Raw genomic sequence first — 25,924 nt, 5'->3', positions numbered from 1 at the left:
TTTTTCATATATTTATGAAAAACTATTAATTATGAATAAAAATATCAAAACTGTATTATTGGTTGCTGGAATAGTAATTTTAGGATACGGAATTTACACACTAATTCAACCAGAAGCGCAAGTTTCAATAGGTGATGTAGATTTAGTAAAAGCACAAGACAATACTAACTCTTATATTACTATGGCAATAGGTATTGTCGCAATTGCTTTGAGCTCGTTTGCAAGTAAAAAATAAATCAATTTATTATATACATTTTCAAGACCACTTTTTAAGTGGTCTTTCTTTTTTAGCTAAAATTTAAATGTTTTGTGTAATGTTTTAAAAAAGCATTCGTCAAAAGTTAGTAAATCAACCTATTTACTCAAAAACTTAAAAAAATGCGAAAAACAATTACAATACTTAGTTTAGTTTTATTTATTAGTTTTCAATCTCAAGCTCAGACTGACGTATACGACGCTTTATTAAAAACCTATGTAGGTACAGACGGAAGTATAGATTACAAAGGTTTGCATAAAAATCGCGCATTACTAGACATTTATTTAAAACACTTAGAAGAAACTATACCTGGTAAAAAATGGTCTTCAAATAAAGCAAAAGCTTTTTGGATAAATGCTTACAATGCATATTCTATTAAATTGATTTTAGATAGTTATCCATTAAAAAATATAACCGCAATAAAACGTCAAGGAAAAAATGCTTGGAAACTTCCAATAGCTAAAATTGGTAAAAAAACATACACTTTAGATTATATTGAACATAAAATCTTAAGGAGATGGCATGATGATGAAAGAATTCATGTCGGATTAAATGCTGCGTCTAAATCGGGTCCTTGCTTTCCAAATGTTGCCTTTACTGAAAAAAATATTGACACTAAACTTGAAGCTTTAATGAAGAAATTTATTAATGATAGTAACAAGAATAAAATAACTTTAAATAAAGTTGAAGTGTCTAAAGTTTTTGAATGGTATCAAGAAGACTTTACCTCAAAAAACAGCTTAGTTTACTATATAAATAAGTATTCTGATGTAAAAGCTAATGACAATGCTGAAGTAGTATATTTAGAATACGATTGGACGTTAAACGATAAATAACCCCTATATATTCCTCCCCTTACAGTTAAAAACGGAAAGTATTTCTACTTTCCGTTTTTTTTATACATGTTGATCTATCAATATTGTGTTCCCATCTGGATCAAAAAAAACAATGTTTTCTGGTCCTGAAGTATTCTCATCAGCTTCTCTTTCCAACTTTATGTGATTAGCTTTTAAATGTTGCTGAATTGTTCTTACATCATCATAATCATCAAGAGTATTTGCACTTTCATCCCAACCGGGGTTGAACGTTAAAATATTGTTTTCAAACATTCCTTGAAACAGTCCTATTAAAGAATTACCATTTTTCATTATTAAATAATTCTTTTCTAACTGACCTGCAAAAACAGTAAAACCTAAGGTTTCGTAGAACTCTTTTGATTTTTGGATGTTTTTAACCGCTAAACTAATTGAGAATGCTCCTAATTTCATATTATTTGTTTTTAATTTCTTTCTTCAAAAGGTATAATAATTCCTTTTTCAACATAATTTTTAAGTCCGTTTAACAACATTGCCCAACAAAATGATGAATGCTTAAAATGATCGTTTTGCTTTTTCCAACCTTTATGAAAAAAATGTACCCAAGTAACTCCATCTTCTTTTTCAAATAAATCAAAACCGAACGTCGTTGTATTCCAATCATCATCAGATTTCGTCATTTTTATATGAAAAGAACTATTCTCTTTACAAGTAACTACTTTACCATACCAATTATACGGTTCACCAAAAAACAAATTATATTCTTCTCCTAGTTTTGCAGATCCTGAACACTTTAAAGGCCACCAATGTTCTAAATCATCTGGGTTACTTATTGCTTTAAAAACTTTATTAGACAACGCTTTAATAGGAAAGTTATGATATACTGCGAATTCTTCTTCTGTAGTTTTCATTGGTATGGAATTAAACGGCTTTTAAAGTTAGTAAAAATTCTAAACAAAAAATCCCGTACAAATAGTACGGGATTTAAATATTTATTTGTCATTGCGAACTAAGTGAAGCAATCTATAAATTAAACAAAAGATTACTTCGTCATTCTCTTCCTCGTAATGACGAAGTTTTACATTTCTAATGCTTTCTTAGGATTGTTGTCCATTAACAATTCTACTGGATTTTCTAACGCTTCTTTAACTGCTACTAAGAATCCAACAGACTCACGACCATCAATAATTCTATGGTCATACGATAATGCAACATACATAATTGGTTGAATAACCACTTCACCATTTACAGCCATTGGACGATTAACAATGTTATGCATTCCTAATATTCCACTTTGCGGAGGGTTGATAATTGGAGTAGATAACATAGAACCAAACACACCACCGTTAGTGATTGTAAAAGTTCCACCTGTCATTTCATCAACAGTAATTTGTCCGTCACGAGCACGTAAAGCTAAACGCTTCACTTCGCTTTCAACACCTCTAAATGTTAAGTTTTCAGCATTTCTAATTACAGGAACCATTAATCCTTTAGGTCCTGAGACTGCAATAGAAATGTCTTGGAAGTCGTGACTTACTTTATAATCTCCATCAATCATAGAGTTCACATCTGGATACATTTTTAAGGCTCTTACTACTGCTAAAGTAAAGAAAGACATAAACCCTAAACCTACACCGTGTTTTGCTTTAAACGCTTCTTTATATTCGTTACGTAAGTCAAAAATTGGTTGCATATTAACTTCGTTAAATGTAGTTAACATTGCGGTTTCATTCTTAACAGAAACCAAACGCTCTGCCACCTTACGACGTAACATTGATAATTTTTTACGCTCAGAAGTACGAGACCCCATTCCTGGAGTTCCCATTGAAGGCACTGCATTTACAGCATCTTCTTTAGTAACACGACCATCTTTACCAGTTCCTTTAACATCAGCAGCATTCATTCCTTTTTCAGCTAATACTTTTTTAGCTGCTGGAGATGCTGTACCTGTTGCATACGTTTCTTTAGCTGGTTCAGCTTTTGGAGCTTCTTTTTTCTCCTCAACTTTTGGAGCTTCTGTTTTTTCTGAACCTCCTTCTGGTTTTGCAGCGCTCATATCAATATGACATACTACAGCACCTACAGCCACTGCATCACCTTCTTCAGCTTTTAAAGTGATAATTCCACTTTCTTCCGCAGGCAATTCTAACGTAGCTTTGTCAGAATCTACTTCAGCAATTGGTTGATCTTTTTCAACATAATCGCCATCCTCAACTAACCAAGTTGCGATTTCTACTTCTGTAATTGATTCCCCCGGAGAAGGAACTTTCATTTCTAAAACACTCATGTTTTTTATTTTTATTCTGAAATACTTTCTTTAATTAATCAAAAACTTTATCTAATACTCGTTGATGACGACGCTTGTAACGTGCACTTGAACCTGCTGCTGGTGCTGAGTGATAATCTCTCGAAGCACATTCTAATTTAGCCAATTCAAAACGCTCTAACATATACCCCCAAGAACCCATATTTTTTGGTTCTTCTTGCGCCCAAACATAACGTTCTACATTCGGGTACTTATCCATCACTTCTTTAATCTTATTATTATGTAATGGGAATAATTGCTCAATTCTTACTAAGGCTACGTCTTCTCTTCCTAAACGCTCGCGTTCTTCTAACATATCGTAGTAGAACTTACCTGTACAGAACACCATTTTCTTTACTTTAGAAGTATCAATCGTATCGTCTATTACTTCTTGGAAAGTTCCTGCTGCTAATTCTTCAATAGTATTTACAGCACGTGGTAAACGTAGTAAACTCTTAGGTGTAAATACAATTAATGGTTTTCTAAACTCACGCTTCATTTGACGACGCAAAATATGGTACATATTTGCTGGTGTAGAACAGTTAGCTACCGTCCAGTTATCAATAGCTGATGATTGTAAAAAACGTTCAATTCTTGCTGAAGAGTGCTCTGGACCTTGACCTTCGTAACCGTGAGGTAATAACATTACCAATCCGTTTTGCAATTTCCATTTATCTTCTGCTGAAGAAATATATTGGTCGAACATGATTTGTGCTCCGTTGGCAAAATCACCAAATTGTGCTTCCCAAATAGTTAAAGTGTTTGGAGCTGCCATCGCATATCCATAATCGAAACCTAACACACCGTACTCCGATAAATGAGAATTGTAAATCGTCATTTCTCCTTTATTCTTCGGATTTGTATTTAATAAGTTAACACGTTCTAACGTATTCTCATCACGCATAATTGCATGACGGTGAGAGAACGTTCCTCTTTCTACATCTTCACCTGAAATACGAATATTATAACCTTCTTCTAATAAGGTTCCGTATGCTAAATTTTCGGCAGTACCCCAATCTAAAGAGTTTTCTTCAAAAACCATCTTTTCACGTCCTTGTAAAATACGCTCTGCTTTACGAACAAACTTATGCCCTTGTGGTGTTTTTGAGATTACCTTAGCAATGTCTTTTAATGCTTCAACCGAATATGTAGTATCAGTTGGTTGCAACATGTGCTCTAACTGCTTACGAACAAAACCTTTCCAAACATCAGGCATAAAATCTTGAATCTTAGATGTTTCTTTTTTCTTAGACTCTGTGAATTCTACTTCTAAATGTGCTTTAAAGTCATCCGTAGCTTGCTTAACATATTCAGCAGTAACACTACCTTCAGCTATTAGTTTTTCAGCATAAATATCACTAGGATTCTTATGCTTTTTGATTAATTTATATAAATCTGGTTGCGTAAATGTAGGTTCATCTCCTTCATTATGTCCGTATTTACGGTAACCTAATAGATCAATAAAAATGTCTTTTTTGAATTTCATTCTATATTCAACAGCCATTTCCATTGCGTGACATACCGCCTCAGCATCATCTGCATTTACATGCAATACTGGTGACAATGTTACTTTAGCGACATCGGTACAATAAGTACTTGAACGAGCATCTAAATAGTTGGTTGTAAAACCTACTTGATTGTTCACCACCACGTGTAATGTACCCCCAGTTTTATATCCGTTTAATTGCGCCATTTGTACCACTTCGTACACAATTCCTTGACCTGCAATTGCTGCATCACCATGAACTAATATAGGAAGTATTTTACTATCGTCTCCGTTATAATCTAAATCTACCTTAGCACGGACAATACCTTCAGCAACTGCATCGACAGTTTCTAAGTGAGATGGATTTGGCACCAAATTCATCTTCATTTTTTGTCCGCCTTTATACTCTTTGCTTAACGTTAATCCTAAGTGATACTTAACATCTCCGTCAATATCTTGGTCTTCAAAATCTTTTCCTTCAAACTCACTAAATAAATCGCGAACTGGCTTTTTAAAGATATTTACCAATGTATTTAAACGACCACGGTGCGCCATACCAACCACACATTCTTCTACTCCGTATTTTTCAGCAGCATCTCTTAAAGCAACACTTACTCCAGGTATTAATGTTTCCCCTCCTTCAACAGAGAATCTTTTTTGACCAACATATTTTGTTTGTAAAAAACTCTCGAAGGTAGATGCTTGATTTAATTTTGTAAAAATGTATTTTTTTGCATCTACAGAATAATTAGGGTGATTATCGTTTTGATTTAAACGATTTTGCCACCATTTAATTTCTTCTGGGTTTCTAAGATACATATACTCTACCCCAATACTATCGCAATAGATAGATTTTAGGTGCTCTATAATTTCAGCTAAAGTTTTAGGTCCTATCCCTAAAAACTCTCCTGCATTAAAAACAGTATTTAAATCTTGTTGAGATAAACCAAAGTTTTCAATATCTAAGGTTGGAGAATATTTTCTACGCTCACGAACTGGGTTTGTTTTGGTAAACAAATGTCCTCGCGTACGATACCCGTTAATTAAATCGATTACTAAAAACTCCTTTTGAACTTCTCTAGGTATTTCTACTGAAACTTCTTCATCAGTTAGCGAATAATTCTCATTCGCTAAATCATACCCTTGAAAAAAGGCTCTCCAACTTGGTTCTACCGCATCAGGGTTGCTTTGATATTGTTCATACAAATCACTTATAAACTCTGCGTGCACTGCGTTTAAGAACGAAAACTTGTCCATATATTTTATGATACTTTTCTGTATAAGAATAATGACGACAAAAGTACAACTTTTAATAAAAACAGCTCTTTTTTTTACGCTATTTTTAACCCTATAAACACAAAAAAGGAGAATTGTTTTTATTTAAACATTCCTAATAACTTTTTGATTTTCAAACCCAACATGGTTTTTATTGATTTTTTTGCAAAAAATAATTTGTAGATATGAAAAAAGAACTTAAATTTGCACTCGCATTTTAAGACAAGTATGTTTTAAATTCCTCAATAGCTCAGTTGGTTAGAGCATCTGACTGTTAATCAGAGGGTCCCTGGTTCGAGTCCAGGTTGAGGAGCCAAAGGCAACGTAGAAGCCGATAATTTCTACAACATATATAGATTGTTCTACAAGAACATTCCTCAATAGCTCAGTTGGTTAGAGCATCTGACTGTTAATCAGAGGGTCCCTGGTTCGAGTCCAGGTTGAGGAGCAAAAAAGACTTACAATATTGTAAGTCTTTTTTTATTTTTACACCATGCAGTTTCCTAAAAAATTACATCAAAAACTACAGCAACGAATCGCTCAAAACTCTTTAAGAAGTCTTGGTGAAGAAAATTCACTTATCGATTTTTCTTCTAATGATTATTTAGGATTTGCTAAATCGGAAGTTATTTTTGATAAAACGCATGAGTATTTACTTGAAAATACGTTGAAAATTAACGGAGCAACAGGCTCCCGTTTACTTTCTGGAAATCACAACCTATATACTATCGTTGAAAAAGAGCTAAATACAGTTCACAAAACTGAAGCTTCGTTGCTATTTAATTCTGGCTACGACGCTAACCTTGGGTTTTTTTCATCTGTACCTCAACGTGGAGATATTATTTTATACGATGAGTTTATTCACGCCTCTATTCGAGATGGAATTCAACTTTCTAACGCTAAACCGTATAAGTTTAAACACAATAACATTGAGGAATTAGAAAAATTAATTACACGTCATTCTGAACTTGTTTCAGAATCTCACTCCTCAATATATGTAGTTACAGAAAGTGTTTTTTCTATGGATGGTAACTCGCCAGATTTGACAACGATGTCACAACTCATAAAAAAATACACAAATACATATTTAATCGTTGATGAAGCGCATGCTTTGGGTGTTTTTAACTATGGATTGATTCAAGAATTGAATTTAGAAAAAGAGATTTTTGCTCGTATTATGACTTTCGGAAAAGGTTTAGGCTGCCATGGTGCTGCAATTTTAGGCAGTCAACAACTTATAGATTATTTAGTGAATTTTGCAAGAAGCTTTATTTACACTACAGGTTTGTCTCCTCATGCCTTAACCACCATAAAAATTGCTTATGAGGAGTTAACCACTACTGATTCAAAAGAAAAACTTCAAGAAAATACTCAGCATTTTATCTTAGAATCAAAAAGACTGAAATTGAACTTTATAGAAAGTAATTCAGCAATTCAATGTTGTGTTATTCCAGGAAATGAAAAGGTAAAAAACATTGCTGCTCAATTACAAAAAGAAGGTTTTAACGTAAAACCTATTCTTTCTCCAACCGTTGCAGAAAACCATGAACGTTTGCGCTTTTGCTTACACTCTTATAATTCAAGAGAAGAGATTACTGATGTTTTAGAAAAATTAGTTTTTTATTCAAACTAATCGTCATTGCGAACGAAGTGAAGCAATCTTTTAAATAAGAACTCAAAAGTTAATTATAAACTACGAACAAACAGATTACTTCGTCGTATAGCTAACTCCTCGTAATGACGAATAAGAAGTTTGTTGTGTAAACTCATGTAACTTTTGTTATTCTTTTGTATCAAGACAAAAGAATAACAAAATCAAGACTTAGATTCTCTGCGGTCAAAGTATAATTTTGATGTTTAAACTTAAAAACTACCATGGTGGCTTTTCCCAATAACAATTAGTACAATTAGATAAACTATCTGGTACAGGCTTATCGAAATAAATTTCACTATAAATAGGCTTCTCTTTACTATACTTTACAAAAAAAATTTTACCAATATACTTTTCCTTTATGAATACATAAGGTTTTTTTGCGTCCTTTATATCAAAGAAAGTCCTAGCTTCAATTTTTTTGTTATCGTTAGCAAGAAAAAAATTATAATATATAGACAATCCTGAACGAGATGTAGATTTAAGTTGAGTAGTAGTCCCTAAAGTGTATACAGTTTCTCCTTTTTTTAACAACGTTTCTCTTCTATTATTGTTATAAAAAACATAAACTAACAACAGTATTGCGAATAATACAGGAAATAATTTTAGAATTTTATTTTTCATTATACTTTTCTTTTGTTTTATTCTAAAGTTCATTAGTTCAGAAAATGGATGCTTTATCTAAATTATGATTTAGATAACTCATAAGTCTTATTCTAAAACTTACTGTTACAAAAATAAATCTATTCATAAAATGTCCTAAGTTTATTCATTAATTTTGACATTCCTTAAAAGCAGAAACAATATTCTATACTTTAACTATTCTATAAAATCATAAACACACCTATTTTTTGCTTACACTCTTATAATTCTAAGAAGGAAATTACCGATGTTTTAGAGAACCTTGCTACTTTTGCTTAAAATCTAAGCAGATGAGAGATGACTTTACCATTTTAGCTCTTTTTGAATATTCTACTGAAGCCCAAGTAATCAAAGCTAAATTAGATTCGGAAGGAATAAACACCATGTTAATGGATGAAAAAACTGTTGATTCTGACCCATTAATTAGTCAAGCTATTGGAGGGGTAAAGCTACTTGTTCATAACTCAGATTTAGAAAGAGCAATCACCATTTATAACGACATTAGAAATTATCACAAAGACGAGAATGGAAACGATATTCATTGCCCTAAGTGTAATTCGACAAAAATACTCGTTGCTGATTTACAACGAAAAAATCTATTTTTTATGCTTTTCCCATTTTTTGAAAGCAGAAAATTTATATGTAACGATTGCAAAACAATCTTTAAATGAAAAAATATTTTATTACAGGAATCTCAACAGAAGTAGGCAAAACTATCGCTTCTGCCATTATAACGGAAGCTTTAGAGGCTGATTATTGGAAACCCATACAATCGGGTGATTTAGCCTATTCCGATACACATAAAGTAGAAAAACTAATTTCTAATCAAAAAACTATTTTCCATCCGAATGCATACGGGTTGCAAACACCTATGAGTCCGCATGCTTCCGCAGAAATAGATGGAATTAGAATTGAAATTGATAATATAAAAGAACCTTCAACAAAAAACAACTTAGTTATTGAAGGTGCTGGTGGATTGTTAGTCCCTTTAAATGATAAAAACACTTTATTAGATATTCTTAAACCAGATTATAAAATCATCGTGGTTTCTCGTCATTATTTGGGAAGTATCAACCATACTTTATTAACGGTAAATTACTTAAAAGAAAGAGGTTTTGATGTTGTAATACTTTTTTCAGGAAATGAACATCCAACAACAGAAGACATTATTAAAAAGATGACAAATGCTCCTGTTATTGGGCGTATTGATGAAGAACCATATTTTGATAAAAATGTAATTAAAGAGTATGCCAACCTTTTTAAAGACAAATTATGACCTTACAAGAAAGAGATAAAAAGCACTTGTGGCATCCTTTAAAACAACACCAAACCCACCCCAATAGTTTAGGAATTGTAAAAGCAAAAGGATGCATACTTACCGACGAACATGGCAACGAGTATATCGATGCTATTTCTTCTTGGTACACCAGTATGTTTGGGCATTGTAATGATTTTATTACAAGTCGTGTTTACAACCAAATGCAAACGTTAGATCAAATAATGTTTAGCGATTTTACACATGAACCTGCTGTAAAACTTTCTGAAGAACTGATTAAAATTCTTCCAGAAAATCAGAATAGAATCTTTTTTAACGACAATGGTTCTACTGCAGTTGAAGCTGCAATTAAAATGGCGTTACAATACCATTTTAACAAAGGCGAAAAAAGAAGTTTATTTATAGCTTTAGAAGACGGATTTCACGGTGACACCTTTGGCGCAATGTCTGTTTCAGGACTTTCGGTTTACAATGGTCCGTTTGAAGATTTTTTAATGCATGTAGAACGTGTTCCTGTTCCGAATGGAGAAAATAACCATGCTATTATAGAGCAGTTAAAAAAGATTATTACTAAAGAAAAAGTAGCAGGGTTTATATACGAACCTTTGGTTCAAGGAGCTGCGGGAATGAAAATTCATAATGCCAAAGATATAAACGAAATTCTTCAATTTTGTAAAGACAACGACATCTTAACTATTGCTGATGAAGTAATGACGGGGTTTGGAAAAACTGGAAACAATTTTGCTTCTGATGAAATTACTACCAAACCAGATATTATTTGTTTAAGTAAAGCCTTAACAGCAGGATTGGTTCCTATGGCAATTACCTCTTGTACCGAAGAAATTTATGCTGCTTTTTTAGGAGATTCAATTGCTGAAGGATTTATGCATTGTCATACCTATTCTGCAAATCCAATCGCGTGTCGTGCAGCTTTAGCAAGTATCGAACTACTACAGTCTGAAGAAATTCAACAAAACATCCAACGAATTTCGTCAGCTCATGTTAACTTTTTAAATAAAGTAAAAAACCATCCTAAAGTAACTGAAGTACGTTCAAAAGGGGTGATTTTAGCGATTGATTTAAAAACAAATTCTAGCAGATATGGTAGTTTAAGAGATCAACTCTTAGCATCTTTTATGAATGAAGGAGTATTTTTGCGTCCGTTAGGAAATACGATTTACATCCAACCTCCGTATGTAATTACCCAAGAACAACTGAACAAAATATATACAACTATTGAAAAGGTTCTAGATACTTTCTAGAATCTTTTCATTTGCTAACAAATTAATTTCTTCTTGAGTTTCTTTTACGCGAACATATAAGTCTTCATACACCCAAACACCATCCGTTTTAATTCCTCTTACCACTAAAATTCCTTCTCCTTTTTCTCCTCTAATTGGGATAGAAAAATCCACATCTCCATCATCATTACTCAAAGAAATATTCCCTGAAGGAATGCCATACTTTTCAATCTCAGCTCCTAAATTTTCAATAACATATTCATTCTTAGAAGCTTTTTCAATCGCATATTCTACAGGAGTTGAATTGGTTATCATTTTTGAAACCCCAAAAATTGCTGCACCTATTCCAAATACGAAAAGAAAAATAATTCCTAAACATCCTGTTAAAGGGATAAACCATAACCAATTTCTACGAAACCAACTTTTTTGATGCTGTTCACTCATAATTTTTTTATTAGCAAGATAACTAATTTATTTTCTTCTGAATCCCCTTAAGAAGCCTTATTTTTGCCAAAATTTTATCGTGTTGAACAAACCTATTTCAATAACATCTTTTGCATCTATTTCTGCTTTAGGAAGCAATCCAAATACTATTTGGAGTAACTATTTGTTACCTCAGCATTTTTTATCGAAAAAGAACAATGCTTGGGTTGCTCAGCTTTCATTAGAAGACAAAAAGAAGATTGAGAAAATAAGGCTTTCTGACAACAAGTATAAAAACCTAGACGAAACCGTTCTTTATGCACTTTTAGTGGCTCGAAAAGCAGTTCAAGAAGCAGGCTGGAATGGTAATGACAACTTCGGAATTAATATAGGTTCTTCTCGAGGAGCAACTTCTTTATTTGAAAAATACCATAAAGAATTTTTAGAAAAAGGTATTTCTTCTACTTTGAGTTCTCCTACCACAACTTTAGGAAATATCTCTTCATGGATTGCGCATGATTTACAAAGTAACGGACCAGAAATTTCACACTCAATTACCTGCTCAACAGGATTACATTCTTTACTAAACGGTGTTGCTTGGTTACAATCTGGATTAACCGACAAGTTTTTAGTTGGTGCCAGTGAAGCTTCTTTAACCGATTTTACCATTGCTCAAATGCAAGCATTGAAAGTATATTCAAATGAAAAAGATGAAATTCCTTGCAAAGCATTCGATTTAGAAAAGAAAAAAAACACGATGGTATTAGGTGAAGGCGCAGCTACTTTTTGTTTAGAAGCCGGAGCTAAAGAAGATGCCATAGCAAAAATTGAAGGTATTGGGTATGCAACCGAAATTTTAGAACACAACACATCCGTTTCCACCAATGCAGATTGTTTTCAAAAATCAATGAAAATGGCATTAGGTAATTATTCTCCTGATGAAATTGATGCTGTAATTATGCATGCACCTGGAACGATTAAAGGAGATATTTCTGAAGTAAATGCAATTAAAAACGTGTTTTGTAACAAACTCCCTTTTTTAACTACTAATAAATGGAAACTAGGGCACACCTTTGGGGCTTCTGGATTATTAAGTTTAGAATTGGCTGTTTTAATGTTGCAGCACCAACAAGCTATTGAAGTTCCTTTTGCTAAACCTCAAGAACATCCAAAAAAATTATCTAAAATATTGGTAAATGCTGTAGGTTTTGGTGGAAATGCGGTTTCTGTTCTAGTGACAAAATAAAAATTGTCGATTTCAGGCAATTTATATACTTTTAGTAACTCTTATTAAATAATTGCTTTATGATGGAATGGTTTTCTGAATTAACTTCGTTTCAAAAAATGTATTGGGTTGTTACACTAATTTCAACCTTAATTTTTCTATTTGTTTTAATTGGTAGTTTTATCGGTGCAGACACTGATGATATTGGTGATATAGACACTGAAATTGATGCAGATACTGGTGCTGGATTTCAATTCTTCACTTTTAAAAATATGGTGGCTTTCTTTGCTATTTTTGGGTGGAGTGGAATTGCAAGTATCGATGCTGGAAACTCTAAACTAATAACTATTATCATTTCTGTTATTTGCGGATTGATAATGATGACTATTATGGCTGCTCTTTTTTATTACATAAGTAAACTTACTGATAGCGGCACTTTAAAAATGAAAAACGCACTAAACGAAATTGGTGAAGTTTATTTAACGGTTGGCGCAAATCGCTCCAACATAGGAAAAGTACACATTAAAGTGCAAAATTCACTTCGCGAACTAGAAGCGCTAACTGATAATGATACTGATTTAACTCAAGGAACAGTAATAAAAGTTATCGAAGTAACCTCAAACGGAATATTAATTGTTGAACCTCAAAAATAAAAATTGACTATGTTAAAACTAATGCTATTACAAATTGATGGATTTGCAGGACCTATAGGTCTAATTGTTGCCATCCTATTTATCTTTATTTTATTTGCTACCTTAATAAAACGCTATAAAAGATGTCCTTCCGACAGAATTTTAGTAGTATATGGTAAAGTTGGTGGCGGGCAATCTGCTAAATGTATTCACGGAGGTGCTGCTTTTATTTTTCCAGTAATTCAAGATTATGAATTTTTAGATTTAACGCCTATTTCTATTGAAGTAAACTTGGTAAACGCACTTTCTAAACAAAACATTCGTGTAAATGTTCCTTCTCGTTTTACCATTGGAGTTTCTACCGAACCAGGAATCATGCAAAATGCTGCTGAGCGTTTATTAGGTCTTGGCTTACCAGAAATTCAAGAATTAGCGAAAGAAATTATTTTCGGTCAGTTACGTTTAGTTGTTGCTTCTATGGATATTGAAGAAATTAACGCTGATAGAGATAAATTTTTAGCCAATATTTCACAAAGTGTAGAATCAGAATTGAAAAAAGTTGGTTTAAAACTAATCAACGTAAACATTACTGATATTGTTGACGAATCAGGTTATATTGAAGCTTTAGGTAAAGAAGCTGCTGCACACGCAATTAATGCGGCTCGTAAATCGGTTGCTGAAAAAAACAGAGATGGTTCTATTGGTGAAGCTAACGCAGTACAAGACGAAAGAACACAAGTAGCTGCTGCTAATGCAAAAGCAGTAGATGGAGAAAACACTGCAAAAATTGAAGTTGCAAACTCAAATGCGTTAAGAAGACAGCGAGAAGCAGAAGCTGAACGCTCTGCTATTGCATCAGAAAAAGTGCAATCGGCAAAAGCATTAGAAGAAGCCTACGCTGCAGAACAAGAAGCTGAAAAAGCCAGAGCAGAAAGAGAAAGAGCTTCACAAATGGCAGATATTATTGTACCTGCTCAAATTGATAAAAATAAAGTTGAGATTGACGCAGAAGCGGAAGCAGAAAAAATTCGTAGAAAAGCAAAAGGAGAGGCAGATGCTATTTTATTCAAAGCTCAAGCAGAAGCACAAGGTTTATATGAAGTATTAACCAAACAAGCTGCTGGTTTAGATCAAATTGTTAAAGCTGCTGGTAACGATTCACAAAACGCTGCTTTATTATTAATTGCAGACAAATTACCTGAATTGGTAAAATTACAATCAGAAGCGATTAAAAATATTAAAATTGATAAAGTTACTGTTTGGGAAAATGGTGGAGGAAAAGACGGAAAAACCTCAACATCGAACTTTATTTCAGGGATGTACAATGCAGTACCACCACTACAAGAAATGTTTAATATGGCGGGTATGCAACTACCTGATTATTTAAAAGGAAAAGAGCTTCCGAATACAGATGCTAAAGTCATCGATAAAGACGATTCTCCTTCCGAAGAAAAATAAGACTCATAAAATTCCGCTTTCGTAGCGGAATTTTTTATTTTTACCACCACAAACAACTTGAATTTATGAGTGAAATAAGACATGATTGGACGAAAGAAGAAATTCTAGCAATATATAACAAACCTTTAATGGAGCTTTTATACGAAGCTTCAACACTACATAGAAAATATCACGACCCAAACACCGTACAAGTAAGTACCCTAATCTCGATTAAAACAGGCGGGTGTTCTGAAGATTGTGGGTATTGTCCACAAGCAGCACGTTACCACACCAATGTTGAAGGGAACGACTTAATGACCGTTAACCAAGTAAAAGCACAAGCGTTACGTGCCAAAGAAGGAGGTTCATCAAGAGTGTGTATGGGTGCTGCTTGGAGAAATGTAAAAGACGGACCAGAATTTGATCAAGTATTAGAAATGGTGCGTACTATTAACAAATTAGACATGGAAGTATGCTGTACCTTAGGTATGGTTACCGAAAACCAAGCACAGCGTTTAGCAGAGGCTGGTTTATATGCTTACAATCATAATATTGATACTTCAGAAGATTATTACGACGACGTTATTTCTACTCGTGCTTTTGACGATAGAATTGATACTATTGAAAACGTTCGTAAAACAAATGTAACCGTTTGTTCGGGTGGAATTATTGGTATGGGAGAATCGTTAGAAGACAGAGCAGGAATGTTAGAAACTTTAACTCGTTTTTCTCCGCACCCAGAGTCTGTACCTATTAACGCATTAGTTGCCGTAGAAGGTACTCCGTTAGAAGACCAACCACCTGTAAACATTTTTGAAATGGTACGTATGGTAGCTACTGCTCGTATTGTTTTACCAGACTCCCAAATACGTTTATCGGCAGGTAGAACACAAATGAGTAGAGAAGGACAAGCTATGTGTTTCTTTGCAGGAGCTAACTCTATCTTTGCAGGAGATAAATTATTAACGACTCCTAATCCTGATATTAACGAGGATATGAAAATGTTTGAAGAATTAGGATTGAATCCGCAAAAAGCATTTTATAAACACGAACAAAGAGAATCGGTAGAAGCTTGTGATTCTCAATATAAAGATTTAGGTGAAAAACCAAAATGGACAAGACCAGAACATAAAATTGAGCGAAACGAAGCTAAAAAGCAAGAAGCAAAAGTTTTAAGAAATTAATACTGGCTTACAATATTAAAATCGTCATTACGAGAAATTTTAATTTCGAAGTAATCTTTTTATTTAATGAGATTACTTCAGTCGTTAACTCCTTCGTAATGACGTTTTTTTTATGCACTCTTTTTTTATCATTTTCACAAACAATTCCATTCCTTGTCTGCTTCCAGTTGAGTTATAGCAGGACTCCATATTCTCAATAAAAAAGCTAGAATTAAAATAGGTGAGATATTCGTCTTTACTTCCACCAAAAGGTGGATGATCTTCATTTAATTTCGCATCAAATAGCAAACCTACTAGTTTACCTTTTTCTGAAAGTAGTTCATGAGTTTTTTGCGCATATTTTGGTCGTAACTCAGGGTTTATAGCACAGAAAAAAGTTTGTTCAATAATCAAATCAAAAGTGCCTTTTAGCTCAAAAAAATCAGCGTGAATTAAATTTTCAGAAGGAAAATCAGAAACTCTTTGCTGAATTCTTTTTAAAGGTTCTTCAGCAATATCAACCACAAAAACATTGGTAAACCCTTTGTTAAACAAATACTCTGCTTCGTAAGAATTCCCTCCTCCTGGTATTAAAATTTTTACTTTTTTATCTTCTAGTTGGTCAAAATAAACTTGTAGAGGATTCGATATTGCTCCTAAATCCCACCCTGTTTTATTATCAATATATTTCTTGTTCCAAAAGTCTTCAGATAAATTTATCATGCTCTAAATTTTATCTATCAAATTTAAGAATAAAGTATCATAACGATTTATTAACTTTGCTTCTTTAAAACACGTAGCTATGGCATTAAATCTTTCTCAAGTTGACAGAGTTGAAACCATTACCAAAGAAGAATTCATAAAAAATTATTTTAAACCGCAAAAACCTGTGGTTATTGAGCGTTTTATCGAAGATTGGCCTGCATATGATAAATGGTCTTTAGAATATATGAAGGAAGTTGCTGGTGACAAAACGGTTCCTCTATACGATGACAGACCTGTTGATTATAAAGATGGTTTTAACGAACCTCATGCTACCATGAAAATGAGTGAGTATGTAGATTTATTAAAACGTGAGCCTACTAAATTCAGAATTTTCTTATGGAATGTTTTAAAAGAAGTTCCGCAATTGCAAAAAGATTTTACGTTTCCTGATTTTGGTTTACGTTTAATGAAAGGGTTGCCAATGTTGTTTTTTGGTGGACGTGATTCGTATACCTTTATGCATTACGATATTGATTTAGCCAATATTTTTCATTTTCATTTTGAAGGAAAAAAGAAGTGTATTTTGTTTGACCAGAAGCAAAACAAATATTTATATAAAATTCCACATTCATTAATTACCCGAGAAGATATCGATTTTAACGATCCTGATTTTGAAAAGTGGCCTGCGCTTAAAAACGCGAAAGGTTATATTGCTGAATTGGAACATGGAAATGTATTGTACATGCCAGAAGGATATTGGCATTATATGCGTTATGTAACCCCTGGGTTTTCTATGAGTTTACGTGCTATTGCTCGTAACCCAAAAAACTTAGGAAAAGCTATTTACAATGTTTTTGTAATGCGTACTGTTGACAATGTAATGCGCCGCATTAAAGGTCAAAAATGGATAGATTGGAAGAACGAACAAGCAATTGTTAAAACAAATAAAGCTAATAATATAGCATAAAAAGAGCGCCAATTGGCGCTCTTTTCTTTATCGTATAAGTCGATTTATTTTCCAAATAATCGCTGAAAGAAGTTTTTACTTTTCTTTACTCCTTCTTGTATTTCTTCTTCTGCATCTTCGGCAAAATCAGCAAGATGTTCACTTGCTTCTCCCAAAACTTCAGACGCTTTTTCAGTCATATCTTCTAAGCTTTCTTTAGCTTCAGCAGCTATTTCAGTTGCTTTGTCTTTCGCCTTTTGAACAGACTCATCAGCTAGTAGTTCAGATACTTTTCCTTTAGTATCTTCAGCAAAATCAACTAAGTGTTCTGCAGTTTCTCCTGCCAATTCACTAGCTTTCTCGGTTACGTTATCCATAACCTCTTTTGCTTTGTCTAAGCCTTCGTTAAAGTTTTCTTTAAAATCTTGTTTTCCTTCTTCCATAATTGAAAAAAATTAAAACCAACCTCTTTGATTTACTTGATACGTTTGAATAAATTCTTCATCTGATTTTGTCAAATAAATAATTCCTTCTACTAAACCAATAATCCATGGAATGTAGATTAAAAATGCTCCAATTATTAAACACATTAATAACATAGATAACAAAGTTGCTCCTAACAGAACTAAACCTTCTTTAGTATACCCTAAAACAAATTTATGAACTCCAAAACCACCTAATATAATTGCTAAAATTCCTGCTAAGATTCTTTTACTTTCTTGTGTTGGAACTGGATTTCCATTTTCGTTTACTACTTCCATATGTTAATTTTTAAGTTGATAATGGGTTAAATTTATAAAAAAGCTTCGTCATTTGGCTCCCATAACTCAATTTTATTTCCATCTAAATCAACTATCCAACCAAATTTACCGTAATCGTACTCTTCTATCTTATCAATTACTGTAACGCCTTTTTCTTTCAACTCCTCTAACAACTCTACTAAATTTTCAACTCTATAGTTAAACATAAAGTCTTTTTTAGAAGGCTCAAAATAATTAGTGTCTTTTGCAAACGGACTCCATTGTGTTGAAGCTTTATTTCCTTTAGTATCTTTCCACCAAAACGTACAACCCCAATCATCGGTATTAAAACCTAAATTATTTTTATACCATTCTTTAGCCGCTTTTGGATCTTCTGTTTTAAAGAAAACCCCACCAATTCCTGTTACTTTACCTTTTTTCATTTTATTTCTTTTTTACATTAGTTTCATAAACATCAATCCATTCTTCAACAGTAATCTTTGAACACAGCTCCGCAATTAAATCGAACGGAATTTCATCAATCTTTTTAAAACGAATACAACTTTTACCCATATCTAACTTTCTTTTTGAGTGTTTTGGGTATTCATTTACAAACCAATCATGAATTTTTGGTATTGCATAAATTCCGCTATGATATAAATTGATTGAGTTTTTTTGAGAAGCAAAACTCATAAACGGTAATGGCTCGTTGGGCGCACAATGATATCCGTCTGGATACACACTAAGTGGAACATAATAACCAATCATTTCATATTGAATTCCTTCTTGAAAACCATCGGGTAAATTTTGTTTAATGGTTTCTCGTAGCTTTTCTAAAACTTCTTTTCGTTCTTCAGGAACTTGAGCAATATATTCTTCGGGTGTTGAGGCTTCGTATTTCATAGGTTACTTTCTGTTTAAAAATAATGCTGATAATAAAGATATAACAAATCCGATAATAACAACGGTAACAAACATGATAAAAGCCATAAAACCAGAACCTCCATAAGCTTCCATTTGTTGTCTTAACTTAACGCTTTCAACTTTAAATTCCTCAGGAGTTAACGACGTTTTCATTGTCTCCAATGTTTTGTTTAAATACTCAGTTGCAAAATCTGGATTGATAACTGTTATGTATAAATAATCGATAATTCCAAAACCTAAACCAGCAAAAAGAGAAATTAAAACACCTATTTGTAAGGCTTTTCCAAAACTAAGTTTTCCTTCGTTTTCATTATCTCTATAATATTTTATACCAAAAAACACAAAAGACAAGGATACAATCATAGATGCATATCCTATAATTTCTTGTGTAGAATAATCGAATGTTTTACCCAAAAAAAGAGATAATAAAAATAAAATAGCAGCTGTTAGTAAGCTATAAACTCCGTATTTAATTACTGTTTTTTTCATTATTGATAATTTTAAATTTGAATCACTCAAAAGTAATTTAGACGTGTAAAAAAAGCCTCATACTTTAGTACCAAAATACTCATACTTTAGTACTTTATTCAATAATCAACAGCTTTTTAGCAATTTGTATGGCTTGGGTTCTTCGTTTTGCATTTAACTTAACAAGTAAGCTAGAAACATGGGTTTTTATAGTACTTTCTGATAAAAATAAGTCTTCAGCAATTTCTTTATTAGAAAATCCTTTAGCAATTAGTTCTAAAACTTCATACTATACTCTCTTGAAGTAATTTCAAGTTCTTTAATTTTTTGAGTATTGATTTCTTTTGAAGTTTCTTTGTGAATGTTTTTATTTACTTTCTTGTTGTAGAAAACACCTACTGAAAAGAAAAAAACTGCTATAAGTGTAATTATAATTTCAATGCGGAAGTTACCTGTAGCAACAGAATATTTACTAACCTGAAAAAGTGTTAGCAAAGCAATTATTAATGCCGAAAAAACAAAGATTGTTTTCTTCATATAGGCAAGTTAGCAAAATTTCTCTCGATAATCGAGTATAGAAATAGTAAATAAATACCACTGAAGAATTTAAGATTCATTCTGAGATTTATAAGATTTTATCAAAGAATTTGGTTTTTATTTTATCAACTATGGTTTGCGCTAATTTTTGTTTACTTTCTATTGTCCAACCAGCAACGTGAGGTGATAAAATAACTTTATCTGATTGAATTAAATACTGAAATGCTTCAGGCATTTCTACGTCAGAAAATAAATTTTCAAACGATTTTTTTTCATATTCTAACACGTCTAATCCTGCGCCTAAAACCTTACCCGATTCTAATGCAGCAACCAAATCTTTAGTAACCACCGATTTTCCTCTGGCTGTATTTAATAACCAAAACGATTTTGAAAACGAATTGATGAAATTTTTGTTTACCATATTCATCGTACGTTGAGTTTGTGGTGTATGCAAACTCAATACATCAGCTTTTTGTTGTAGTTCTTCTAAAGAAACTTGTTTACAATTTTCATCACCAACATTAGGTTTTATATCATAACACAACACCTCTACATCAAAAGCTCGAAGTTTTTTAGCAAAGGCTTTTCCCATGTTACCATAACCTATAATTCCTACAGTTTTACCGTCAAGTTCAATTCCTCTATTTTCCTCGCGCAGCCATTTTCCTTCTCTTACTTCTTTGTCAGCTTTATTAAGCTTGTTAAAAAGAGAAAGTAACATTCCTAAAGCATGCTCGCCAACGGCGTTTCTGTTTCCTTCTGGAGCAGAAATAAGTTCTATTCCTTTAGAATGCGCATACTCACAATCAATATTTTCTAATCCAGCACCGACACGTCCGATGAATTTAAGATTTGTTGCTTTATCTAAAAACTGTTTATCAATAGTGAATCTACTTCTAATTATTATTCCGTCGTATTGATGAACTTTTGCTTCTATCTCGGTTTTTGAAGATGTATAATCTTCTTCGTTTATAAAACCCAGTTTATTGAGCTCCTTAAGCATTAAAAGATGATTGGTATCTAAATGAAGTACTTTCATTTTGAATGTGTTCTAAAATAAAAAAGTCTTCAATTAAGAAGACTTTTATAATTAATATTGTTCGTTTTCGTTTGGGAAGTCTTTACTTTTTACATCAGTAATATACTGTTCAAAAGCCTTAGTCATTTCAGTATACATATCTAAATAACGACGTAAAAAACGCGGATTAAACTCGTGTGTCATTCCTAACATATCGTGCATAACCAATACTTGTCCATCTACACCACCACCTGCACCAATTCCTATCACTGGAATCGTTAATGCTTCTGCTACTTTTTGCGCTAATTTAGCTGGTACTTTTTCTAACACAAGTGCAAAACAACCTAGTTTTTCTAACATTAAAGCGTCTTGCATTAATTTTTCTGCTTCTTCTTCCTCTTTAGCCCTAACGGTATAAGTTCCAAATTTATAAATTGATTGAGGAGTTAATCCTAAATGCCCCATAACAGGAATACCTGCATTTAAAATCCTTTTGATAGAATCTTTAATTTCTTTACCTCCTTCTAATTTTATAGAGTGTGCACCACTTTCTTTCATAATTCGAATTGCAGAACGTAATGCTTCTTTAGGATCTGACTGATAGCTACCAAAAGGCAAATCTACCACTACTAAACAACGATCGATTCCTCTTACTACTGAAGATGCATGGTAAATCATTTGATCTAATGTAATTGGCAACGTAGTTTCATGACCCGCCATTACATTTGACGCTGAATCACCTACCAAAAGTACGTCTATTCCTGCTCCATCAACAATTTTTGCCATGGTATAGTCGTAAGCTGTAAGCATAGAGATTTTTTCTCCGTTAGCTTTCATCTCAACAAGAGATTTTGTAGTGACTCTTTTATATTCTTTTTTTGCTACTGACATTTCTTTTATTTTACGGATTGTAAAAATACACAATTATTCAATGCTTTTATTTATTACAAGATTTTAAACAGTTTCTCTTTTATTTTAAAGCCGTTAATCTTCTGTTAATTAAAAGTAAGCGTTTTAATTTTTTAATAGCTTTACTCTTCAAAATCTAACTAACATGCAAAAAATAATCACAATGCTTATTGTGGTAGTTTTATCTACTGTAGTAAATGCACAAGAAAAACAAGAAGAAAAGGTAATTAAACAAACTATTGAAACTTTTTTCGAAGGACTGCATAAAGGTGACAGTGCTATTGTAAATTCTGTGCTTCATAAAGAACTTAAACTTCAAACAACTTTCACAAATAAACAAGGTAAAAAACAATTAAAGACAGAAACTAAAGAGCAACTTTTAACCAATATTGCTAGTAAAAAACCTGAACATACTTATTTAGAAAAACTATTGTCTTGGGATATAAAAATTGATGGAAACTTAGCTTCAGTATGGACACCTTACGAGTTTTATTTTAATGATAATTTTAGCCATTGTGGAGCAAATTCTTTTCAGCTTTTTAACAATAATGGAAAGTGGGAAATTATTTATTTAGTAGACATGAGACGTAGAAGTAGTTGTAAAGCTTTAGAGAATAAGTAAAATGAAAAAAGCATATTTTATACTTTTATTGGTTTCTAGTTTTAGTTTTGCACAACAACCAGAGTTATTTCTTCCTAAGTTGTTTTCTGGATTACCAAACGTGAGAGATTTTTCGATGAATAAAAATCAAGATGAGTTTTATTTTACAGTAGAAAGTTACTTAAAAGAATACTCTTTTATCGCCTATTCAAAAAAAGTAAATGGGAAATGGGAAAAACCTGAAGTTGTTTCATTTTCTGGAAAGTATAAAGATTTAGAACCTTTTTTATCTCCTGATGGATTGAAATTATTTTTTGCTTCTAACAGAAAAAACAATACTTCAGACGAAATAAAAAAGGATATGGATATTTGGTATGTTACAAGAAAATCTTTGTCAAGTAATTGGTCTGAACCTATCAATATTGGAAGTAATGTAAATACTAGTGTCGATGAATTTTATCCTTCGGTAACTGAAAAAGGTGATTTATTTTTTACTGCAGAATACAAAGAAAACACCACAGGAAAAGAAGATATTTATGTGAGTAGATTGGTGAATGGAGAATACACAAAACCTGTAACTTTAAATTCTGGTGTTAATTCTGAAAAATATGAATTCAATGCTTTTGTAGCTCCTGATGAAAGCTTTATTATTTTTACTTCTTACGGTAGAAAAGACGATTTGGGTAGAGGTGATTTATACATGAGTAAAAAAGGTGAAAATAACAATTGGTTACCTGCTACGCATTTAACAAATATCAACTCTAACAGGTTAGATTATTGTCCGTTTGTAGATACACAAACCAACACATTATATTTTACATCAAATCCTTCTGCTATCTCTAAAGTACTTCCTAAAAAAATGACATTAGAAGAATTTAACAGTTACCTAAATACGAATCCTAACGGATTAAGTAGAATTTATAAAACATCATTCATAAAAAAATAACTTATCTTTGGCTTGATGAACCAAACAAATCCTTCAAATACTTTAAGTCCCGATAAATGGGTTGACAATTACGCTGATTATTTATTTAATTACGCAATTGCTCGTGTAAATAACTCAAACACAGCAAAAGATTTGGTGCAAGAAACTTTTTTTGCAGGATTAAAATCAGCTAAAAATTTTGAGGGAAAGTCGACTGAAAGAACTTGGCTAGTTTCCATATTAAAAAGAAAGATTATTGATTATTATCGAAAAATAAATTCTAAAAAAGGACAAGCTGAAATTAGAATGAGTTTTTATGACAATGGCGATAATGAAGGAAATTGGATTGAAGAACGTGTTCCTCAATCTTGGGGAAATGATGCAGAAAAAAGTATAGAAACCGAAGAATTAAAAAGTCAATTAGACGATTGTATTGATAAATTACCAGAAAAATACGCTATGGTTTTTAAAATGAAAACCATACAACAATTTGAAACTGAAGATATTTGTAAGGAGTTAGATATTACTCCGTCAAATTTATGGGTTATTATCCACAGAGCAAGAACTCAACTGAGAAGCTGTATGGAACAAAACTGGTTTAATAAGTAAAATATGTTTAAAATATTTAATATTACATGCGACGAAGCAACCACTATTTGCGATAAAAGCCAATATGGTGAAGCAACATTGTATGAAAAAATACAACTTAATTGGCATTTACTAGTTTGCAAAGTTTGCGCTTTATACACAAAGCAAAATAAAAAAATGACAAACATTTTAAAATTTAAAGCAAACGATTGTAGTAAAGATAAAGTATGCTTATCTAGCACAGATAAAGAAGAACTTAAGAAACAATTAAATAATTTTAATTAGACAATTTTGGTTTTTTAACCAATTTTTGATTTTTTGTTAGATTGAAACGGAATTTACTGTATTGATAAATTCCGTTTTTTTAATTTTGCTTATCAAATTTAACCACATGCATTTTTTACCAGAAAAATTAGACGAATACGTTGTTCAACATTCTCAATCTGAACCTAAATTACTACAAGAATTAAGTAGAGAAACTTGGCAAAAAGTGTTAAATCCTCGTATGTTAAGTGGTGCTTTTCAAGGAAGAGTTCTCTCTATGATTTCTAAATTAGTTCAACCAAAATCTATTTTAGAAATAGGCACATACACAGGTTATTCTGCTTTGTGTTTGGCAGAAGGTTTATCTAAAGATGGAATGATTCATACCATTGATAAAAACGAAGAATTAGAAGAACTTCAATATAAATATTTTCAAAAATCAGAATATAGAGATCAAATAACTCAATATGTTGGTAATGCTTTGGATATAATCCCGTCAATAAACGACAAGTTTGATTTGGTTTTTATTGATGCTGATAAATCTAATTATGTGAATTATTTTCATCAAATAATTGAAAAAATGAATACAGGTGGAATTATTTTGTCTGACAATGTACTTTGGAGCGGTAAAGTAATTGAAGAAATAGACCCAAAAGATATAGACACCAAAATTCTTTTAGAGTACAATAGGCTTTTAAACGAAGATAGTCGCTTAGAAACCGTTTTATTACCTATTAGAGACGGATTAACGATAAGTAGAGTAAAATAAAAAACTCCCGATATTTAATCGGGAGTTTTTTATTTTACCTATTCCTTTTTATAGGTCCGGTAAAATCATCAATATTGTCTTTTACCTCGTTTACTTCTTTATTAATATCTCTTACAAAATCGGTATCAATCCCTTGATTTTTGGCACTTTCATTTATCTCTCTTTTAATATCATTCGTTGCATCTTTTATTTGACGCATACCCTTTCCTAGTCCTCTTGCTATTTCAGGAATTTTATCTGCTCCGAATAACATAACAACGATTAATAAGATTACAAAAATCTCAGGACCTCCAATAAATAAAAATATTCCATTCATTACTGCAAAGATAATTAAATTCAATCTGCTATTCTTTTTTAAAGAAAAAAAAGCAACCAAATTGGTTGCTTTTTATTTTATAATACTAACGAATTAATCTGCTAGAATAATCGCTTTATTATCTTTCATTTCAAGAGTTCCAGATTTAATAGCTAAAGTTAATACTTTATCGTCACCTGGTAATCTTTCAATACTACCGTGTAAATCATCAAAAACTAAATGATCTTGCGTGTGTACGTGTACCTTTACTTTTCCTTCATTTAAAATAGACACAACTGGTGCGTGATTGTTTAAAATTTGGAATTCTCCGTTTACACCTGGTACAACAACAGAATCAACTTCTGATGAAAATAAAATAGCTTCTGGAGTTACAATTTCTAAAAACAT

At 32.2% G+C, this 25,924-nt stretch carries 33 protein-coding genes and 2 tRNA genes; 17 read left to right on the top strand and 18 right to left on the bottom strand.

Annotated elements, in window-relative coordinates:
• The first annotated feature begins 31 nt into the window (after nt 1-31).
• Complete coding sequence (locus tag ACKTST_RS01190; protein ID WP_408045967.1) at nt 32-235, top strand: hypothetical protein; 204 nt, start codon at nt 32-34, stop codon at nt 233-235.
• Between the two features lie 143 nt (nt 236-378).
• Complete coding sequence (locus ACKTST_RS01185; protein ID WP_408045966.1) at nt 379-1,092, top strand: DUF547 domain-containing protein; 714 nt, start codon at nt 379-381, stop codon at nt 1,090-1,092.
• Between the two features lie 60 nt (nt 1,093-1,152).
• Here ACKTST_RS01185 and ACKTST_RS01180 read toward each other — a convergent pair whose 3' ends face one another.
• From ACKTST_RS01180 to ACKTST_RS01165, 4 genes are all read right to left on the bottom strand, one after another.
• Nucleotides 1,153-1,524, bottom strand: coding sequence for a VOC family protein (locus ACKTST_RS01180; RefSeq protein ID WP_408045965.1), 372 nt, complete (start codon nt 1,522-1,524; stop codon nt 1,153-1,155).
• Nucleotides 1,525-1,535: 11 nt separating this feature from the next.
• Nucleotides 1,536-1,982, bottom strand: a complete 447-nt coding sequence (locus ACKTST_RS01175) for an SRPBCC family protein (RefSeq protein WP_408045964.1) — start codon at nt 1,980-1,982, stop codon at nt 1,536-1,538.
• A gap of 167 nt (nt 1,983-2,149) precedes the next feature.
• Nucleotides 2,150-3,358 carry a 2-oxoglutarate dehydrogenase complex dihydrolipoyllysine-residue succinyltransferase gene (odhB, locus tag ACKTST_RS01170; protein WP_408045963.1) on the bottom strand — a complete coding sequence of 403 codons (1,209 nt, stop codon included), beginning with the start codon at nt 3,356-3,358 and terminating at the stop codon, nt 2,150-2,152.
• A gap of 34 nt (nt 3,359-3,392) precedes the next feature.
• A complete protein-coding gene (locus ACKTST_RS01165) occupies nt 3,393-6,119 on the bottom strand; it encodes a 2-oxoglutarate dehydrogenase E1 component (RefSeq protein ID WP_408045962.1) in 2,727 nt (908 codons plus the stop codon).
• Nucleotides 6,120-6,376: 257 nt separating this feature from the next.
• Between ACKTST_RS01165 and ACKTST_RS01160 the strand changes: the two genes are divergently transcribed.
• From ACKTST_RS01160 to ACKTST_RS01150, 3 genes are all read left to right on the top strand, one after another.
• Nucleotides 6,377-6,453: transfer RNA gene (locus ACKTST_RS01160), tRNA-Asn, on the top strand.
• Nucleotides 6,454-6,511: 58 nt separating this feature from the next.
• Nucleotides 6,512-6,585, top strand: a tRNA-Asn gene (locus tag ACKTST_RS01155).
• A gap of 45 nt (nt 6,586-6,630) precedes the next feature.
• Nucleotides 6,631-7,770: an aminotransferase class I/II-fold pyridoxal phosphate-dependent enzyme gene (locus ACKTST_RS01150; protein ID WP_408045961.1), complete on the top strand. Its 1,140-nt coding sequence runs from the start codon at nt 6,631-6,633 to the stop codon at nt 7,768-7,770.
• A 237-nt stretch (nt 7,771-8,007) separates the two neighbouring features.
• On the opposite strand, the gene ACKTST_RS01145 is transcribed toward ACKTST_RS01150, so the two are convergent.
• Nucleotides 8,008-8,412 carry a hypothetical protein gene (locus ACKTST_RS01145; protein WP_408045960.1) on the bottom strand — a complete coding sequence of 135 codons (405 nt, stop codon included), beginning with the start codon at nt 8,410-8,412 and terminating at the stop codon, nt 8,008-8,010.
• 308 nt (nt 8,413-8,720) lie between these two features.
• Between ACKTST_RS01145 and ACKTST_RS01140 the strand changes: the two genes are divergently transcribed.
• Genes ACKTST_RS01140 through bioA form a run of 3 tightly spaced genes read left to right on the top strand, consistent with a single transcriptional unit; the run spans nt 8,721 to nt 10,968 of the window.
• Nucleotides 8,721-9,101 (top strand): putative signal transducing protein, encoded by a 381-nt coding sequence (locus ACKTST_RS01140; RefSeq protein ID WP_408045959.1) that lies wholly within the window; start codon nt 8,721-8,723, stop codon nt 9,099-9,101.
• Nucleotides 9,098-9,706 (top strand): dethiobiotin synthase, encoded by a 609-nt coding sequence (gene bioD / locus ACKTST_RS01135; protein ID WP_408045958.1) that lies wholly within the window; start codon nt 9,098-9,100, stop codon nt 9,704-9,706. Before ACKTST_RS01140 ends, bioD begins: the two co-directional genes overlap by 4 nt.
• Complete coding sequence (bioA, locus tag ACKTST_RS01130) at nt 9,703-10,968, top strand: adenosylmethionine--8-amino-7-oxononanoate transaminase (RefSeq protein WP_408045957.1); 1,266 nt, start codon at nt 9,703-9,705, stop codon at nt 10,966-10,968. Before bioD ends, bioA begins: the two co-directional genes overlap by 4 nt.
• On the opposite strand, the gene ACKTST_RS01125 is transcribed toward bioA, so the two are convergent.
• Nucleotides 10,954-11,391, bottom strand: a complete 438-nt coding sequence (locus ACKTST_RS01125) for a cytochrome c oxidase assembly factor Coa1 family protein (RefSeq protein WP_408045956.1) — start codon at nt 11,389-11,391, stop codon at nt 10,954-10,956. The genes bioA and ACKTST_RS01125 overlap by 15 nt on opposite strands.
• A gap of 82 nt (nt 11,392-11,473) precedes the next feature.
• Here ACKTST_RS01125 and ACKTST_RS01120 point away from each other — a divergent pair, with 82 nt between their 5' ends.
• The 4 genes from ACKTST_RS01120 (at nt 11,474) to bioB (ending at nt 15,848) form a co-directional block, all read left to right on the top strand.
• A complete protein-coding gene (locus ACKTST_RS01120; RefSeq protein ID WP_408045955.1) occupies nt 11,474-12,616 on the top strand; it encodes a beta-ketoacyl synthase N-terminal-like domain-containing protein in 1,143 nt (380 codons plus the stop codon).
• Nucleotides 12,617-12,675: 59 nt separating this feature from the next.
• Nucleotides 12,676-13,248, top strand: coding sequence for a hypothetical protein (locus tag ACKTST_RS01115; RefSeq protein WP_408045954.1), 573 nt, complete (start codon nt 12,676-12,678; stop codon nt 13,246-13,248).
• 21 nt (nt 13,249-13,269) lie between these two features.
• A complete protein-coding gene (locus ACKTST_RS01110) occupies nt 13,270-14,685 on the top strand; it encodes a flotillin family protein (RefSeq protein ID WP_408045953.1) in 1,416 nt (471 codons plus the stop codon).
• Nucleotides 14,686-14,750: 65 nt separating this feature from the next.
• Nucleotides 14,751-15,848, top strand: coding sequence for a biotin synthase BioB (bioB, locus tag ACKTST_RS01105; RefSeq protein ID WP_408045952.1), 1,098 nt, complete (start codon nt 14,751-14,753; stop codon nt 15,846-15,848).
• An 84-nt stretch (nt 15,849-15,932) separates the two neighbouring features.
• On the opposite strand, the gene ACKTST_RS01100 is transcribed toward bioB, so the two are convergent.
• Nucleotides 15,933-16,547 (bottom strand): methyltransferase domain-containing protein, encoded by a 615-nt coding sequence (locus ACKTST_RS01100; protein ID WP_408046164.1) that lies wholly within the window; start codon nt 16,545-16,547, stop codon nt 15,933-15,935.
• An 82-nt stretch (nt 16,548-16,629) separates the two neighbouring features.
• On the opposite strand from ACKTST_RS01100, the gene ACKTST_RS01095 reads away from it, so the two are divergent.
• Nucleotides 16,630-17,499 (top strand): cupin-like domain-containing protein, encoded by an 870-nt coding sequence (locus ACKTST_RS01095; protein ID WP_408045951.1) that lies wholly within the window; start codon nt 16,630-16,632, stop codon nt 17,497-17,499.
• A 44-nt stretch (nt 17,500-17,543) separates the two neighbouring features.
• On the opposite strand, the gene ACKTST_RS01090 is transcribed toward ACKTST_RS01095, so the two are convergent.
• From ACKTST_RS01090 to panB, 9 genes are all read right to left on the bottom strand, one after another.
• The gene (locus ACKTST_RS01090) at nt 17,544-17,921 is read right to left on the bottom strand and encodes a hypothetical protein (RefSeq protein ID WP_408045950.1); all 378 of its coding nucleotides are present in this window, start codon (nt 17,919-17,921) and stop codon (nt 17,544-17,546) included.
• Between the two features lie 12 nt (nt 17,922-17,933).
• The gene (locus tag ACKTST_RS01085; protein WP_408045949.1) at nt 17,934-18,239 is read right to left on the bottom strand and encodes a TM2 domain-containing protein; all 306 of its coding nucleotides are present in this window, start codon (nt 18,237-18,239) and stop codon (nt 17,934-17,936) included.
• 32 nt (nt 18,240-18,271) lie between these two features.
• Nucleotides 18,272-18,661: a VOC family protein gene (locus ACKTST_RS01080; protein ID WP_408045948.1), complete on the bottom strand. Its 390-nt coding sequence runs from the start codon at nt 18,659-18,661 to the stop codon at nt 18,272-18,274.
• Nucleotide 18,662: 1 nt separating this feature from the next.
• Nucleotides 18,663-19,121: a DUF1801 domain-containing protein gene (locus tag ACKTST_RS01075; RefSeq protein ID WP_408045947.1), complete on the bottom strand. Its 459-nt coding sequence runs from the start codon at nt 19,119-19,121 to the stop codon at nt 18,663-18,665.
• A gap of 3 nt (nt 19,122-19,124) precedes the next feature.
• Complete coding sequence (locus ACKTST_RS01070) at nt 19,125-19,631, bottom strand: DUF4199 domain-containing protein (RefSeq protein ID WP_408045946.1); 507 nt, start codon at nt 19,629-19,631, stop codon at nt 19,125-19,127.
• A gap of 94 nt (nt 19,632-19,725) precedes the next feature.
• The gene (locus tag ACKTST_RS01065; RefSeq protein ID WP_408046163.1) at nt 19,726-19,854 is read right to left on the bottom strand and encodes a LuxR C-terminal-related transcriptional regulator; all 129 of its coding nucleotides are present in this window, start codon (nt 19,852-19,854) and stop codon (nt 19,726-19,728) included.
• Nucleotides 19,855-19,886: 32 nt separating this feature from the next.
• On the bottom strand, nt 19,887-20,147 hold the full coding sequence (locus tag ACKTST_RS01060) for a hypothetical protein (RefSeq protein WP_408045945.1): 261 nt from the start codon (nt 20,145-20,147) through the stop codon (nt 19,887-19,889).
• Between the two features lie 88 nt (nt 20,148-20,235).
• Nucleotides 20,236-21,186, bottom strand: a complete 951-nt coding sequence (locus tag ACKTST_RS01055) for a 2-hydroxyacid dehydrogenase (protein WP_408045944.1) — start codon at nt 21,184-21,186, stop codon at nt 20,236-20,238.
• Nucleotides 21,187-21,237: 51 nt separating this feature from the next.
• Entirely contained in the window at nt 21,238-22,056 is an 819-nt protein-coding gene (panB, locus tag ACKTST_RS01050) for a 3-methyl-2-oxobutanoate hydroxymethyltransferase (protein ID WP_408045943.1), read from the bottom strand.
• A 163-nt stretch (nt 22,057-22,219) separates the two neighbouring features.
• Here panB and ACKTST_RS01045 point away from each other — a divergent pair, with 163 nt between their 5' ends.
• From ACKTST_RS01045 to ACKTST_RS01030, 4 genes are all read left to right on the top strand, one after another.
• Entirely contained in the window at nt 22,220-22,696 is a 477-nt protein-coding gene (locus ACKTST_RS01045) for a nuclear transport factor 2 family protein (RefSeq protein WP_408045942.1), read from the top strand.
• 1 nt (nt 22,697) lies between these two features.
• Nucleotides 22,698-23,621 (top strand): TolB family protein, encoded by a 924-nt coding sequence (locus tag ACKTST_RS01040; protein WP_408045941.1) that lies wholly within the window; start codon nt 22,698-22,700, stop codon nt 23,619-23,621.
• A 15-nt stretch (nt 23,622-23,636) separates the two neighbouring features.
• A complete protein-coding gene (locus ACKTST_RS01035; protein WP_408045940.1) occupies nt 23,637-24,209 on the top strand; it encodes a sigma-70 family RNA polymerase sigma factor in 573 nt (190 codons plus the stop codon).
• A 370-nt stretch (nt 24,210-24,579) separates the two neighbouring features.
• Complete coding sequence (locus ACKTST_RS01030) at nt 24,580-25,221, top strand: O-methyltransferase (protein ID WP_408045939.1); 642 nt, start codon at nt 24,580-24,582, stop codon at nt 25,219-25,221.
• Nucleotides 25,222-25,255: 34 nt separating this feature from the next.
• On the opposite strand, the gene ACKTST_RS01025 is transcribed toward ACKTST_RS01030, so the two are convergent.
• Together ACKTST_RS01025 and ACKTST_RS01020 are read right to left on the bottom strand one after the other, a co-directional pair.
• Nucleotides 25,256-25,537, bottom strand: a complete 282-nt coding sequence (locus tag ACKTST_RS01025) for a Sec-independent protein translocase subunit TatA/TatB (RefSeq protein WP_408046162.1) — start codon at nt 25,535-25,537, stop codon at nt 25,256-25,258.
• Nucleotides 25,538-25,630: 93 nt separating this feature from the next.
• Complete coding sequence (locus tag ACKTST_RS01020) at nt 25,631-25,924, bottom strand: FoF1 ATP synthase subunit delta/epsilon (protein WP_408045938.1); 294 nt, start codon at nt 25,922-25,924, stop codon at nt 25,631-25,633.

The sequence above is a fragment of the Tenacibaculum crassostreae genome (assembly GCF_964512405.1).
Classification (GTDB): Bacteria; Bacteroidota; Bacteroidia; order Flavobacteriales; family Flavobacteriaceae; genus Polaribacter; species Polaribacter crassostreae.
Note: the sequence above shows the minus strand (reverse complement) of the source record. Positions and strands in the feature narration are given on the sequence as shown.